This is a genomic window from Sorangium sp. So ce1504, from assembly GCF_051521635.1.
GTDB lineage: Bacteria > Myxococcota_A > Polyangia > Polyangiales > Polyangiaceae > Sorangium > Sorangium cellulosum_B.
The window spans coordinates 9,220,705-9,235,259 of the sequence record NZ_CP150365.1; the positions used below are offsets into that span (position 1 = coordinate 9,220,705).

Annotated in this window: 11 protein-coding genes; 6 read left to right on the plus strand and 5 right to left on the minus strand. The window is 69.2% G+C overall.

Features of this window, described 5'->3' with window-relative positions; all coding sequences use genetic code 11:
• The first annotated feature begins 349 nt into the window (after nucleotides 1-349).
• From WMF39_RS34810 to WMF39_RS34820, 3 genes are all read left to right on the plus strand, one after another.
• Entirely contained in the window at nucleotides 350-976 is a 627-nt protein-coding gene (locus WMF39_RS34810; protein WP_437740776.1) for a glutathione S-transferase family protein, read from the plus strand.
• 172 nt (nucleotides 977-1,148) lie between these two features.
• Complete coding sequence (locus tag WMF39_RS34815) at nucleotides 1,149-3,245, plus strand: ABC-F family ATP-binding cassette domain-containing protein (RefSeq protein ID WP_437740777.1); 2,097 nt, start codon at nucleotides 1,149-1,151, stop codon at nucleotides 3,243-3,245.
• Entirely contained in the window at nucleotides 3,242-4,006 is a 765-nt protein-coding gene (locus WMF39_RS34820) for a glutaredoxin domain-containing protein (RefSeq protein ID WP_437740778.1), read from the plus strand. Before WMF39_RS34815 ends, WMF39_RS34820 begins: the two co-directional genes overlap by 4 nt.
• Before the next feature lie 63 nt (nucleotides 4,007-4,069).
• Here WMF39_RS34820 and WMF39_RS34825 read toward each other — a convergent pair whose 3' ends face one another.
• From WMF39_RS34825 to WMF39_RS34835, 3 genes are all read right to left on the minus strand, one after another.
• The gene (locus tag WMF39_RS34825) at nucleotides 4,070-4,396 is read right to left on the minus strand and encodes a hypothetical protein (protein WP_437740779.1); all 327 of its coding nucleotides are present in this window, start codon (nucleotides 4,394-4,396) and stop codon (nucleotides 4,070-4,072) included.
• A gap of 394 nt (nucleotides 4,397-4,790) precedes the next feature.
• On the minus strand, nucleotides 4,791-5,318 hold the full coding sequence (locus WMF39_RS34830) for a pentapeptide repeat-containing protein (protein ID WP_437740780.1): 528 nt from the start codon (nucleotides 5,316-5,318) through the stop codon (nucleotides 4,791-4,793).
• A complete protein-coding gene (locus tag WMF39_RS34835) occupies nucleotides 5,279-7,651 on the minus strand; it encodes an RHS repeat domain-containing protein (protein ID WP_437740781.1) in 2,373 nt (790 codons plus the stop codon). Before WMF39_RS34835 ends, WMF39_RS34830 begins: the two co-directional genes overlap by 40 nt.
• Nucleotides 7,652-8,072: 421 nt before the next feature.
• Here WMF39_RS34835 and WMF39_RS34840 point away from each other — a divergent pair, with 421 nt between their 5' ends.
• The 3 genes from WMF39_RS34840 to WMF39_RS34850 all read left to right on the plus strand — a co-directional run bounded on the left by WMF39_RS34840 (nucleotide 8,073) and on the right by WMF39_RS34850 (nucleotide 10,983).
• Complete coding sequence (locus WMF39_RS34840) at nucleotides 8,073-8,696, plus strand: hypothetical protein (RefSeq protein ID WP_437740782.1); 624 nt, start codon at nucleotides 8,073-8,075, stop codon at nucleotides 8,694-8,696.
• A 119-nt stretch (nucleotides 8,697-8,815) separates the two neighbouring features.
• Nucleotides 8,816-10,171 (plus strand): DDE-type integrase/transposase/recombinase, encoded by a 1,356-nt coding sequence (locus WMF39_RS34845; protein ID WP_437740783.1) that lies wholly within the window; start codon nucleotides 8,816-8,818, stop codon nucleotides 10,169-10,171.
• A complete protein-coding gene (locus WMF39_RS34850) occupies nucleotides 10,168-10,983 on the plus strand; it encodes an ExeA family protein (protein ID WP_437740784.1) in 816 nt (271 codons plus the stop codon). The genes WMF39_RS34845 and WMF39_RS34850 overlap by 4 nt, the downstream gene beginning before the upstream one ends.
• 203 nt (nucleotides 10,984-11,186) lie before the next feature.
• On the opposite strand, the gene WMF39_RS34855 is transcribed toward WMF39_RS34850, so the two are convergent.
• A complete protein-coding gene (locus tag WMF39_RS34855) occupies nucleotides 11,187-11,684 on the minus strand; it encodes a hypothetical protein (RefSeq protein ID WP_437740785.1) in 498 nt (165 codons plus the stop codon).
• A 23-nt stretch (nucleotides 11,685-11,707) separates the two neighbouring features.
• Nucleotides 11,708-14,494: a SpvB/TcaC N-terminal domain-containing protein gene (locus WMF39_RS34860; protein ID WP_437740786.1), complete on the minus strand. Its 2,787-nt coding sequence runs from the start codon at nucleotides 14,492-14,494 to the stop codon at nucleotides 11,708-11,710.
• Nucleotides 14,495-14,555 lie beyond the last annotated feature (61 nt).

The following is a 14,555-nucleotide window of genomic DNA, read 5'->3' on the forward strand; positions in this document are numbered from 1 at the left end:
GCGCCGCTGGGGAGAACTGACGTGATGTCACCGCGCCGGGATCGGGTCCGGTCGTTCGAGATCTGTGCTTCGCGCGGAGAGGGCGTGGTGAAACCGTGAAGACGGCCGGAGAGAAGAAGCGCTCGTGTTGTCCTGACGACTGTCCTCTTCGCGTTCACGCCGATCGGCGCCTGAGCGACCCCCCTCGCTCACCCGCGCTCCCCGCCCGATTCTGTCGATTTCTTGCTCCCCATGACAAAGTGGGAACATCGCTGTTTCGACGGGGCCCCGAGGAAACTTGGCGGTCCCATGCACGATGAGCGTGACGGCGGCGAATCGGATCCACTACAAGGGGCGCCGGAGACGAACCATGACCATCACGTTCTATTACTCCCCCCAATCGAGCGCTGGGCGCATCCGCCTGACGCTCGCCGAGCTCGGTGTCCCCCACGAGGCCGTCCGGGTCGATCTGCGCGCCGGCGACCAGAAGAAGCCGGAGTTCCTCGCCCTCAACCCCAATGGCCAGGTGCCGACCCTCGTGATCGACGGCACCCCGATGTTCGAGTCGGTGGCGATCCAGATCGCCCTCGGCGAGCGTTACGGCGTCGAGAAGGGCCTGTGGCCGGCCCCCGGCTCGCCCGAGCAGCTGATGGCCCTGACGTGGCTCCTCTGGGGCCAGGTCAACCTGACCAGCGCCCTGTTCCGCTACATCAAGAACACGAGCGACTGGTTCCCCAAGGAGCAGCAAGACGCGAAGCAGGCCGAGGCGGCGATGACCGAGGCGCGCGGCCTGCTCCGCATCCTCGACGGCCGCCTCGACGGCCGCCAGTACGTCACCGGCGAGCGCTGTACCCTGGTGGATCTCGACCTCGCGTCCGTGCTCGGCTGGGGCCTTCAGGCGGCCAAGATCGACATCTCCGAGCTGAAGAACCTGAAGGGATGGCTCGGCCGCATCATGGAGCGCCCGGCCGTGAAGGCGATCATGGCCGAGAGCTGAGCCCGAGCGCCTCGCTCGCCCGGGCGGGCGAGGCGCGCCCCCGCCTCTTCATCGCCCGCGCGGCGAGCGCTCACGGTCATCCACGCTGTCCACGCGATGTGGGCCGCGCGGTGTGGGCCCCGCGCCCCGAGCGCCCTTGCGCGCGCCGGACACATGCTAGAACTCGGCCGCAATGACGGTCCTCCAGGTCGCCGACCTCAGCTTCGGTTACGGCGCGGACAGGCTCTTCCAGGGCATCACCTTCTCCCTGGAGCAAGGCCAGCGCGCCGCGCTCGTCGCCCCGAACGGCGCGGGCAAATCGACGCTGCTCCGCCTCGTCGCCCGCGAGCTCACCCCCGACACGGGCTCGGTCGTGATCCGCAAGGGGATCCGGTTCGCGTACTTCCGGCAGTCGCACGAGCTCGCGGCCCAGGGCACGGTGCTCGACGCCTTCCTCTCCGGGTTCTCGGAGGTGCTCGAGCTGCGCCACGCCCTCACCGCGGCGCAGCACGCGGCCGCCAGCGGCAGCGAGGCCGATCTCGCCCGCCTCAGCGATCTCACCGACCGCTACCACATCGCCGGCGGCGACGACCTCGAGCGCCGCGTGGAGATCATCGCGGCCCACCTCGGGTTCTCGCCCGCCGACATGGATCGCCCCGTCTCGAGCCTGTCCGGCGGCGAGCGCGGGCGCCTGCAGCTCGGCGTGGTGCTCGCCATCGAGCCCGATCTCTTGCTGCTCGACGAGCCCACGAACCACCTCGACATCGAGACCATCACCTGGCTCGAGAAGCACCTCGCGGGCCTCGGCGGCGCGCTCCTCTGCGTCTCGCACGACCGCGCGTTCCTCGACGCCGTCTGCCCGCACACGTTCGAGCTCGGGCAGCGCAGCTTCCGCGCCTACCCGCTCAGGTACAGCGACTACGCCGTCGCCCGCGAGGAGGACCTCGCCCGGGAGCGGGAGCTCGCCGAGCGGCAGGAGGCGTTCGTCGCCAAGACCGAGGACTTCATCCGGCGCAACATCGCCGGCCAGAAGACGAAGCAGGCCCAGAGCCGGCGCAAGATGCTCGAGAAGCTCGAGACGATCGACCGGCCCGAGGACGTGTGGGCGACCGCCGAGAGGGTCCGGTTCCGGTTCGCGCCCGCGCCGCGCAGCGGGGACATCGTGCTCGACGCGCGCGGGCTCGGCGCCTCGCGCGGCGGGCGCACGCTCTTCTCCGGCGTGGACCTCCTCCTGCGGCGCGGCGACCGCGTCGGCATCGTGGGGCCCAACGGGACGGGCAAATCGACGCTGCTCAAGCTGCTCGCCGGCGCGGGCGCGCCCGAGGACGCGGGCGACGTGCGGCGCGGGACGAACCTCTGCCAGGGCTACTTCGACCAGCACCTCGGCTCGCTCGACCCGTCGAGGACCGCGGTCGAGGAGATCCGCAGCGTGCGGGCCGACATGAACGTCGACGCGACACGCCAGTACCTGTCGCGCTTCCGGTTCTACGGGGACGACGCGCTCCGGAAGGTGCAGGGCTTCTCCGGCGGCGAGCGGAGCCGGCTCGCGCTCGGCAAGCTGCTCCTCGAGCCGCGCAACCTGCTCTTCCTCGACGAGCCGACGAACCACCTCGACATCCCCGCAGCCGAGATCCTCGAGGAGGCGCTGGCGGGCTTCGAGGGCACGGTGCTGCTCGTCTCGCACGACCGCAGGTTCCTGGAGGCGGTGACGACGCGCGTCGTCGCGGTGCGCGAGGGGCGCGTGGACATCTACCCCGGCGGCTTCCGCGACTACCGCGACAACCTCGAGAAGCTCGCGGCCGAGGCGGAGGCGGCGGAGCGGGCGCGCGAGGAGGGCGAGAGGGCGAAGGGCGCGCGCGGAGCGCGGAAGGCGGCGAGCGCGCCGCCGCCGCGCGAGGAGCCGCGGGCGGAGGCGGCGGACCGGGGCGCGAAGGCGTCTGGCCGCGCGGTGCGGCGGAGCGGCGCGACGATGCCGCCGCCGGCCGACGCGGGCGCGGGCGACGCGGCGGCGCGCCGGCGGGCGTTCGAGAGCGACAAGGCGACGGCGCGGGCGGCGGAGCGCAAGCGCAAGCGGGTCAAGGAGCTGGAGGCGGAGATCGCGGCGGGCGAGTCGCGGCTCGCGGAGATGCGCGAGGCGCTCAAGCAGGACCCGGGCGGCGACTGGGCGAAGCTCGCGGCGGCGGCGCGCGAGGAGCAGGCGCTCGCGAAGCGCCTCGACGCGGCGATGGCGGAGTGGATGGCGCTCAGCGAGGAGCTCGGGGCCTCGGCGACGGCGGGAGGCGAGGCGTGAAGCGGCGGGCGGGGGGCGCGCGGGGGACTCGCGTCGCGGGGGTGCTGCTCGCGCTCGCCGCGGCGGCGCTCGGCCCGGCGTGCAAGGAGAAGCGCGACGACGGCACCGCGCCGGCGCAGGCCGTCGCCGAGCTGCCGCCGCTCGAGCTCCGCGACGACACGGCGAACCTGATGCTGACGTGGATCGACGAGAAGGGCGACACGCACGTCGAGCTCCACCCGACCGACGTGCCGGCCGAGGGCCGCGCGCTCGTGCGCGCCATGCTCTCGGACCGGACGGAGGGGACGCGGGACGCGTTCTACGTCGCGGATCTGACGCAGAAGCGGCCGGACGGCACGTATGCGGTCCGGACGATGCCGCGGAGGGAATGGGAGTCGCTGCTGGAGAAGCGGCGCGCCGAGCACATCGCGAAGACGGCGCCGCCGCCCGCGGCGCCGGGCCCCGGCGGCTCGGCGGGCGCCGGGGCGCCGGGCGCGCCGAAGCACCTCGCGGGGGTCACGGTGATCATCTACGGCGCCTCGTGGTGCAAGCCGTGCCACCAGGCCGCGGACTACCTGCGCTCGAAGGGGATCGCCGCGGTGGTGAAGGACATCGAGGAGGACGCGGGCGCGGCCGCGGAGATGCAGGACAAGCTCGCGAAGAGCCACCAGCGCGGGGGCAGCATCCCGATCATCGACGTGCGGGGGCAGATCCTCGTGGGGTTCAGCCCGGGGGCGATCGACCAGGCGCTCGCGCGGGCGGCGGGCGGGACGACGCTCTGAGGGCGCGGCTGCGGGCCGAAGCATGGATGATGCGACTCGGCACATGCTCGCCGTGTCTGGACGTTATCCGACAAATATCTCTACGTCATCGTCAGCGCTGTTGATCCTGTTGAGCTCATCGATGAGCCGATCGAGGCGCTCGAGGATCGCTTCGCGATTCGGCACTGACGAGACCCACAAGGCGCGCAGAGCCTCGAGTTCTCGGATGACGTCCGGCAGGTCGCTTCGCTCCACTGGGATTCCGGTCTCGAACAAGGGGACCCATTGGAGCCCGAGCGCCTCGGCCGCCGGCACCCAGAACTCCTTGAAGGTGGCCTGCGCAGCGACCGGGACGAGGCGATTCGACCTGGTGTCACCCTGCCGTGAAGTTGTCATCAGAACAACCGACATGGTCCCTCCATCTAGTTGCCCAATTCCGCAGTGAACGTCCAGTCAGGAAACTTCGCACCAGGTTTGCGATCTCCGTATTGACGGCAGTCTGGCCAGTTCGGACGGGTCTGGATCAGTCCGGCGCAAACGATGGTCTTCGCAACAGGTGCCGGCGCTGGGAACCGCTTTATTATCCGCCTCGAGCCTTCACCATCCCCATCTTCGGCCCGCTCACCTGGCACGTGGACATTGCTCGATGGCGAGGCTCAACACCAACAACGCGGGCCGTCGGAGACGCATGGACTGGGCGCTCGGGGAAGGCGAATAACAACAACCGAACCGGAACGCCTTCAACTCCATCGGGGCAGGAGCCGGTCGTTCAGCACAAGTCAGCCGGTGTGGGGGGGGAGTGGGCTCAGTCGGCACGGGTTCTCATGATCACTCCGTGAGCTTCCGGCACGAAACCATCGGGCCAAATAGTTTCACTGTCCGCAACCGCTCCCTTCAGGTTCGCTTCAGCAAGGTCCGTTGCCCTGAGATCCGCCCCTGCGAAGAGCGCTCCAGCAAACCGGGCGCGTCCCACGTCAGCTTCACGAAGCGTCGCTCCAGTAAAATCGGCCTTCTCGAACCCGCCGCTCCGCATGAAGGCACCTGTCAGGTTGGCTCGTACGAAGCGGGCACCAGAAGCGCTGCACGCTGGCATCTTTGCTCCAGCTAGGTTCGCATCGTCGAGGGTGGCTTCATCGAGCCACGCAGACCTCAGGTCGGAACCGGAAAGGTTTGCTTGTCGAAGGTCCTGCCGCTCCAGCAGGGCTCGATGCAGGTTGAGGCCGACAAGCTTCGCGCCAACGAGGGTCGAACCTTCCACCTCAACATCATCGCCCGTCTCACATCGGATTGTCGTCATGGCCATGCTTTCGGATCGATCGGTATTGTTTCCCATGGAACAGCACTACTGGGCCGTCCTCCAGCCCACGGCTGGATCGCAGGCTCCCGTCCAAGAATCCGTCCGGCAATGTAGCGATGGTTGCCGTCAACAATCATCTGGCCATCGACCTTGATGGCGGGGGCAACCTCACCAGCCAGAAGCTTATCCACGTATCGCTGGATGGTCGGCAGCGAGACTCCACCGGATTGCTGCGACGAAAGCGGAGCGCCCTTCATTGCCTCACGGATGGTCTGTTCGGTGACCTGCGAGCCCTTCGTGATCGCGGGTGCTCCCCTTGCGGCCTCGGCGATCTGGGGCTTGGGCACGCGGAGGAAGCCGCCCGCACCGCCGGCGGCGCCTGGGAGGAATATCGGCATGTCCCTGAGCCTCGCCAGCGCCCCTCTCAGGGCGGCCGTGCCTGCCCGCTCGATGGCGGCGGCAGCACCGGGCGCCAGTGCCAAAGCTGTTCCGGCGGCGACGTTGACAGCGGCCGCCCTTGCCCTTGCCTCGTCAAGGCCGCCTCCGAACCCCCTTTCGAAGCCTCTCTGCGCCGCCTCGGCAAGCTTCGGGTCCGTGAAGGTAGGTAGTTCAGGAATCGCGTTCAGCTTCTCTGCAAGTCCTGTCTGCAACTCCTCTACGAATTTAGGGTTCGACTTCAAGATACGTGGGAGAGCGCCAGCAGTGAGGCTATCCAACGTCTTGAGTGCCTCATCGGCCTCACCGATCGCCTTGCCAAACTTGCCCCCAAGCTCAGCGCCAAGGCGTTCCGCTTGCGCGGTGGCCTGTCGTGCCGCTTCGGCTGCTTTTTGTGCAGCAAAGTCCTTGCCGGGTGGAGGTGGCGCGTCAGGCTTCTTCACGCCGGGGGCGGGTGCTGGAACGACGCGCTCGTCCCACATCCCCGTTGGATCCCGAAGCACAATGGGGTTTCCCGATACGTACGTGTACAGATTCGGCCCGTCCACCATGCCCGCCGGATCCGCGCTCGTCCACCTCCCCAGCCACGGCGCATAGTACCTCGCCCCGTGGTAGTACAGCCCCGTCTCCTCGTCCTTCTCCTTCCCTGTATAGCGATACCGCTTCCGGCTCACCTCCGCCGCGCTGCTGGTCGACCAGTACGCCGTCGTCCCGTAGGGGTGATACTCCTCGTAGCCGATCACGAGCCCTGCCCCGTCCACCTCCAGCGACGCCGACCCGAGGTGGTTGTCGAGCTGGTAGCGCACCCGCGGCGTCACCGTGAACGGCCCCGACGTGTCCACCGTCTTCGTCTCCACCATCGCCACCCGCCGCGCGCCATCCATCACGTGCAGCGTCTGCCGCTCCAGCACCAGCCCCGAGCTGTTGCGCCTCCGGTACACCTCGTAGCCGCCGAGGTAGATGCGCTCGTCCACAAGCCCGTTGTGCTCCCAGACCTTGCGCACGCGCTGCCCCGCAGCGTCGTAGTCGTAATGGACATCGCCGCCGCCGTCGAGATCCATGCTCCGCACCTGGTCGTTCTCGTCCCAGGTCAGCGCCAAGATGTGCGGCATCGACGTCATGTTGCCGTGCGCGTCATACACATAGGTGCGGAACGGCCCGTTCGCCGGGTCCCCGGTCGTGCTCGTCAGCCGGTTGTTCGCCGTCTCCTCGTACGCATACCACCGCGTCCAGCTTCCCGTGCCCGCCTGGTGCACCATCCTCCGCAGGTTGCCCACGGCGTCATAAACGTACTGCTCGGTATAGTTCCTCAGCGCCTGCGCGTCGTTCGCGTGCGGCAGCGACTGAATCGGCAGGTCGTTCTGGTCACGCGGCGCGTCCGACAGCCCGCCCGCGTGCTCTCGCCCCGTCGCCTCGATCAGCCGGTAGACCGCGTCGTACACGTACTGTGCGCTCGGTGACACCACGGCGTTGTTGAAGAACACCGTCTGCTGCGCGCTGTCCCCGATCTCCACGATGTTCCCGACCGGGTCGTACACATACGTGAGGTTCTGCAGCACCGCGCTGTCCGAGCTCCGCGTCGTCTTCAGGCGCGAGAGCCGGAACGTCAATGGGTCATACGTGTACGCCGTCGAGGTGCCGTTGCCATACTCGATCCGCTCGCGCTGCCCCTTCGCGTCGTAATCGATGTTGTCGACGAACGTCGTCCACGCCACCGCGCCTCGAATCCGCGCCTCCACCCGCTCCAGCAGCCCCGCCTCGTTGTACCTGGGCTTGACCTCGCTCGCATCCGAGGCGGTCAGGCCATCCGGGGCGGTCAGGCTGGTTGGGCGGTTCAGCGCATCGTACGCCGTCTGCGTCCCGAAGCTCTCCGTCTCCAGCAGCGGCTCGGCCGCCGTCGCGATGGCAGCCACATCCGTCAGCGCCGACAGCACCGACCAGTTATTACCGCGCCCTCTCATCGATGCGGCAGCGCACCGCATCGAGCGTGCTGCTTGATGGTGAGGGGTTCTGCCCAACGAGGCTGGCCATCAAGGAGGATGCTCGCTCCGCGTACGCAGCCCGGGACGACGACTCCGGAGCGCCGCGACACACGACGCATTACCTCCGGCCTCTCAAGATTCTCATCTCCGTTCCCTCTGAGCACGGTTGCGTCGGTTCAAACAAGCCCTTCCCTCGCGGGCGCCCGACTTCCGTCCATCGGTCAAAAATTACCACCCCTCGTCGCTCCCACGCCCGCCTCACGACGGGTTAGGCCGACCGCAGGAGCGGAGCAGCGGCGCGGTGCCGGCCACAAAATAGGCGACGAGGAGACCTGATCTTGGCGGACAGCCTCCTCGTCGTGCTCCGGTTCTTGTGCCCAGGAATCGAAGCGGTCGCAGTGTTATCCAGAGCGCCATCGACATCAAGCGCTGGCAGCAGCAGCCGCCCACGGTCGTCGAAGCGCGGCCTGCGCGTTGCCCCGTCTGCGGCGCTGCGAGCTGTCCGCTGGGCGGCGCCATCCGGCTCCAAGGCCACGGCAGGCGCGAGCGGCAGGTCTGGGGCCCCACCAGCCCGGACCAACGCCCCGAGGTGCTCTCGGTGACAGCTCGCCGCTACCGCTGCCTCAGTTGCCGCGCTGTGCTGCTCGTCGTTCCTCGCGGAGTGCTCGGCCTTCGCGTATACAGCGCCGCCGCGATCGGCTTCGCCCTCGCGCTCTGGGGCCTGGCGCTCGCGACGGCGGCCGAGGTCCGTCGGCGCGTGGGCCCAGCGAAGATCCTCGGCGACAGCGCCGTCGCCGGCTGGGCCACGCTGCGTCGGTGGGCGCGCGACGTCGCGCAGCGACGTCTGTTTTCGGACGCCCCCGACCCAGGCCCGTCCGCCTCGCTCCGAAAGAGGGCAGCCGCCGTCGCGACATCGCTCGCGGCAACCGCGGACCCGACGACCCGGGCGCTGCCGATCGAGCAGCGCGCCTTCTTCGGCGCCGCGCATGCGGCGTGAGGGCCTTTGCCCCCGAGGAGCCCCGATCGTACAGCCCACCTGAGAGGATCCCTGCCAAAAACGCCGCCGATCCCGGACAAGGACCGCGCGCCAGCAAGGCGCAGAAAGGACCTGTCCGAATGGCCCTCGGCCCCGCCGACCACGCCGAGACCGTCGCGATCTATCGCGCCACGGTCATCGGCCCTCTCATGCACCGCGTACTCACTCACGGCCAGCTCGCCGCAGCGCTGCGTGCGCTGAGCGAGCAGCGGTTTCGACCGCCGGGCGCGCACAGCACCCGCACCTACTCGGTGCCCACGCTCGAGCGCTGGCTGTACGCGTATCGCTCCGCTGGCCTCGACGGCCTGCGCCCACAGCCACGCAGCGATCGCGGCTTCGCGCAGGACCTGTCGGAGGAGCTGCGTACGCTGCTGCTCGACATTCGGCGCGAGCATCCCGACGCCTCGGTGCCGCTCATCCTCAAGACGCTTGTGGACGAGGGGCGACTCGAAGCCACCCAGATCTCCGAGCCCACCGTACGGCGACTGTACGCGGCGCACGGCCTTCGCCGCCGCGCCGCGCGCGCCGAGGGAGAGCCGAAGACGCGGCTGCGCTGGCAAGCCGAGCGCCCCGGCGCGCTCTGGCACGGCGATGTCTGCCACGTGACCGGCTGCACCGTCGGCGGCAAAGCCATGCCGCTCCGCATCCACGGGCTGCTCGACGACGCCTCTCGTTACGTCGTGGCCCTCGAGGCGCACACGACCGAGAAGGAGGTCGACATGCTCGCCATGACCGTCGACGCCCTGCGCCGCCACGGCAAGCCCGACGCGCTCTATCTCGACAACGGCTCCACCTACCGCGGCGACATCCTCAAAACCGCGTGCGCGCGGCTCGGCATCACGCTCCTGCACGCAAAGCCGTACGACCCAGAGGCGCGTGGCAAGATGGAGCGTTTCTGGCGCACGCTGCGCGAAGGGTGCCTTACCTATCTCGGCGCCCTGGCGTCGCTCGTGGACATCAACACGACGCTCCGCGCCTTCCTCGACAGGCGTTACCACCCGGCGCCGCACGGGGGCCTGCTCGGCCAGACCCCGGCGAAGGTCTACGCGGCCCGCCCCGCCGCCGAGGGCGGCGTCGACGAAAGGGCGCTGCGCGTCGCGCTCACCGAGCGCACCCGGCGCCGCGTCTCGGGCGACAACATCGTCTCTGTCGACGGCGTCGCCTGGCAGCTCGATCAAGGCTACCTCGCCGGCCAGATCGTCTCCGTCGCCCGATGCTTCGTCGCGCCCGACGAGCCGCCGTGGGTCGAGCACGAGGGCAAGCGCTTGGTGCTGCATCCGGTCGACCCGCAGCGCAACGCGCGCCGAAAGCGGCTGCCGTGCGGCGGGCCTGCGGTGAACAAGCCGACTCGCCCCGTGGACTTCAACCCCGCGCGGACGCTCGGCCGCTCGATAGGCACTGGCGCTGACACGAGCGAGCGCGGAGGAGAGACGTGAGCGAGTCCTACGTCCGCTTCTTCACCCTCTCCGCCGCACCCTTCTCCAAGGAGATCCAGGACGGCGAGCTGTGGCTGCCGCCCTCGAAGGAGCAGCTCGTCGAGGAGGTGTGCGAGGCCGTGCACGAGCACGCCCAAGTGCTGCTGGTCGGCGAGCCCGGTGCCGGCAAGACGTGTGTGCTACGGGCCGTGCGTCATCGATTGCCGCAGGCCGGCTTCCGGCTGACCTACTGCCACAACGCCACGCTGGGCCGCCGCGACTTCTATCGCCAGCTCTGCCATGCCCTCGGCCTCAACCCCGCTGCGACCGCGGCGGCCGTATTCTACGCTGTCAGCGCGCATATCGAGACCCTCGGCCGCGAGCGCATCCACCCGGTTTTCCTGCTGGACGAAGCGCACCTGCTCCACCAAGACACGCTCGATCATCTCCACATCTTGCTCAACTACGAATGGGACAGCCGCGCCCTGTTGTCGCTGATCCTGGTAGGGCTCTCTGACCTCCAAGACCGGCTTGAGCTGCGCAAAAACCGCTCGCTATATTCCCGCATCGAGCGGCGTCTGTCCATTGGTGCGATGGTCCCCGACGATACCGGAGAGTACGTGCGGCTCCGGATGAGCCGTGCCGGCGCCGATCGCGACGTCTTCACCGCGGACGCTCTGACGCTGCTCCACGAGGCGGCTGGCTCGAGCCTGCGCGAGATCGACCGCATGGCCACCGCCGCGCTGCGCGAGGCGGCGCGACGGAAGAAGAAACTCGTCGAGCGTGACGTGATGGCGCGCATCGTCGGCGACCTGGGGACGGACGGCAGCTGACGCTGACCCACACGACGGGCGCCACCTCGGCGCTGGTAAAGGGACACCTCGCCGGCGCCGACGGCCACCAACCATGATGGCCATTGCGAGCTGCCCTGCGGCGCGCGTCCGAGCGATGGCCATCGCTCTCCTTGACCGCAACCGTGCACGCCCGCGATGGCCATCAAGCAGCTTGCTCGGCGGACCATCAGCCAGCCTGAGCGTCAACACCAGTCGGCGTCCGCGTGCACATCGCTGCGCAGCCGGCGCGAGGCCTGCAGCAGGTTGCCCTTGAAGTCGTACGCCTGGCTCGTCACCACACCCGCGCCATCATACACCTGGTACGCCCGCCCGCGCAGGTTCAGCGCCGTCGCCTGCGGATGCGCTTCGCCGTGGACGTAGCGCCGCGCGAGCCGCTCGCTGCCCGCGCCGAACTGCTCATGCTCGTGCGTCGGCCGGCGCAGCGCATCGTACGACGAGCGGTAGACGAACCCACGCCCGTTCCAGGCCCGCAGCCGCTGTCCTGTCGCGCCCGCCAGCATCCACCGCTCGCCGCTGTCGTTGCTCTTCTGATAGAGCAGCTGCCCGCCCAGCCCGAAGCGATGCCGCATCGCCTCGTTGTCGCGCGCGTCGGTGATCGAGAGCGGCTGCCCCTCGATATCCAGCGTGGTCTGCGTGACATACGGCCCCTCAGCACCGTTGTCCGCCACGGCGCGGAACACCCGCCCCAGCGCGTCCAGGTGGCTCACCGCCGGCGATACCCGATCTGCGCCGCCCGCATGACCACGCCGTAATCGTCGACCTTCAGCGTGAGCGCATGCGCCACACGCGGATCGCTCTCGCTGCGCTCGTAATGGTACTCCAACGCCTCGCGCGCATGGGCGAAGAACACCGCGTGCGCATTGCCCACCGACGGCTGGATGCGCTGGATCGAATAGCTGTGCTCCGTAACGAGGTACGGGTGCGGCTCCCCAGCGGAGCCGTCGAGCGCATAGACCTCCTGGCGGAGGGGTCGCCCCTTGAGCGCCCGGCACGCCTCGCGCATCTCGACCGCGCCGAGATCGTCGCGAAGCAGCGTATCCGCCAGACGGACCGCCTCCGCGTCGCCGGCGTAATACTCGCTCTCGTACTGCGCCGAGATCTTCGCCCCCTCGATCCAGGCGCCCGTATGGAACCACGTCTTCGTCAGCACCGGCGGCAGGTGCAGCTCGGGATCCGCGTTGGCCGCGGGCGGCGCGAAGCCCGTTCCGCTGAACGCCGAGAACGACTCCGCGTCCCGCTGCTCCACCATGCCGAAGCCGCGCATCTCCCGTTCCACGCCGTCGTAGTCGCCGTGGTGGTAGGCATACGTGGTGACGAAGCGATGCCGCGAGATCGCGTCGAAGACCTCGACGCGCTCGATGACATGGACCACGAACGGCAGCTTCGTCACCCATGGCCGGCCGGCCGCCCGGTCGGCGAGGTAGAACTTCGTCGACGGAGCGTAGGTCACCGTCGTCGTCCTTCCGAGGTTGTTCGCGATCGAGGTCAAGAGGTGCGGCTTCTTGCTCCCGAGCAGATCGATGTAGCGCACCCGCGGGCGCGCCCCGGGCAGCGACGAGGCCCACACGAGGCACCCGGTCCCGGAGCCAAGCAGATCGATCACGTCGACCGCCGCCAGATCGCTCACGTCGGGCAGCTGCGGCAGGATCACCGGCGCAGCCAGCGTGTTGCCGGCGTTGTTCGCATAGAAGCGCACGCCATCCGGGTGCAGGTAGACGATATCGGTCGTCCCCGAGCCGTCCACGTCGGCGAGGCGGATGCGCTTCGGATCGAAGCGGCCCTCGTGGTCGAACCGCATGCTGCCGCTCATCTGCACCTTCGCGCCGAAGCGGCAATGTCCGAGGTTGGGCCAGTAACACACGTTGCCGTTCCGGATCCGCACGAGGTCCACCAGCCCGTCGCCGCTCATGTCGGCCAGGAAGATGCTCTGCGCCGCGTCGGCGAAGACGAGCGACGGCCCGCGCTCCTCGTCGCTCGGGCGCGCGATGGTGATCGGCTGGTCGAAGCCGCCCTTGGCGAGCGATGGATACCACGTGAACGTGTCGGGCCCCGTGATCAGGATGTCCTCGTGCCCGTCGCCGTTCAGATCGATGAGGCGGACGTTCGGGTCGCTCCAGTCGACGTTCGGCTGCGACGCGAACGGGCGGAACGGCGCCCAGCCCGCGTCGGTGCGGTCGAAGTAGCCCGCCACCGGCCGCTCGAACACCACCCTCTCCTTGCGCCCATCTCCGTCGATGTCGAGCAGCTGCCCGCCGGAAACGGCCGGGCGAGTTTGCAGCGGCCGCGCCGCGGACAAGAGGCCCCCGCCAAGGTTCTGCTTGTAATAGAGGACCTCGCCCTCCTCGATCAGAACGCCGGGAAGCGCCTCGCCGTCGAGATCGACCCACCGCCGCCCCGTCCCCATCGTGCCGCCCGGCAGGTCGCGCAGACTCTCGGGGTCGAGCGACTTCACCTCGCGGTGAATCACCGGCGCGCTGTACGTGAGCGCGATCGGCGGGAGTGCCTCGCGGCTGTACGCCTGGGTCTGCGGATCACGGATATATCCGGCCTGGATCGCGGTAGCGAGCCGCGTCAGGTAAGCGTTCTCCACGTACGTGAGGTCGAGCGACCGCACGAGGCACGGCGTCTCGCCGAGCTCGGACATATGGTGAAACATCAGCACACGACGGCAGAGCCGGTACGTGCGGATCTCGAACCCGGCGCGGTACACCGAGAACGGGTCCTGGCGGACCAGCCACGGGGCGCTCTCCGCGGGCGTGGGCGCCTCGGCGTCGTGCTCGCCATAATCGAAGACGACCTCGAACACGCAGCTCCCCGCGTCGGCCGGCGTGGTGTTCCCGTAACGGACGCGCTTGAGATAGCGGTTCGCGACCGCCGCGCGGCCCGCGTGGCGGTGGCTCTCCGCGGCCTCGTCGCGCGCGACGCCGGTCAGGTTCTCCGCCTTGTACTCGTAGACGACGACATTGCCCTTGTCGTCCCGGGTCTCCTCCAGCAGCCACGAGAAGATGCGCGCAGGCCTCGCCGGGTCGGCAATCCGCGCCTCCGGGCTCCGCCCGTAAACGCTCGTGACATTGTCCGGCGTCGTCGCCGTCCAGTACACGTTCCCGCTCTCCTTGACCTCGCGGCGCTCGATCCGCGCGAACGCGCCCTCCACGCGGGGACGGTAGCGGATCACCTGCTCGCTCTCCGTCTCGTACCGGTCGAGCTCCGCGCCGTCGATCGACCGGGCCGGCACCAGATCCTCGGCGCCGGACAGGACGAACACATCGCTCTCGTGCGCGTCGTCGTAACGGGGAAGACCCTTGTCGGTCTTTCGCGTGATGCGCGGGATCGACAGCTGCCAGCCGACGCCGAACGGGCCATTGCCGGCCCCGGAGTCGTACGTCACCGCCAGCGCCGGCCCGAACCCCGCGCGGCCGGGGCTCAGTGGCAGCGGGATCGAGAACGACCCCGTGCCCGTCACCGGATTCGCGGAGAATTTCTCATCCACCCCCGCGGATCGCGCCGCCGCCCTTCGGCAGCGCGGGAGCGGGCAGCTCCGGCGCCCTGGG

Excerpts from the sequence above, each read along its gene's own strand:
- WMF39_RS34810 (WP_437740776.1), top strand. The coding sequence starts at position 350 with ATGACCATCACGTTCTATTACTCCCCCCAATCGAGCGCTGGGCGCATC.
- WMF39_RS34815 (WP_437740777.1), top strand. The coding sequence starts at position 1,149 with ATGACGGTCCTCCAGGTCGCCGACCTCAGCTTCGGTTACGGCGCGGAC.
- WMF39_RS34825 (WP_437740779.1), bottom strand. The coding sequence starts at position 4,396 with ATGTCGGTTGTTCTGATGACAACTTCACGGCAGGGTGACACCAGGTCG.
- WMF39_RS34830 (WP_437740780.1), bottom strand. The coding sequence starts at position 5,318 with ATGGGAAACAATACCGATCGATCCGAAAGCATGGCCATGACGACAATC.
- WMF39_RS34845 (WP_437740783.1), top strand. The coding sequence starts at position 8,816 with ATGGCCCTCGGCCCCGCCGACCACGCCGAGACCGTCGCGATCTATCGC.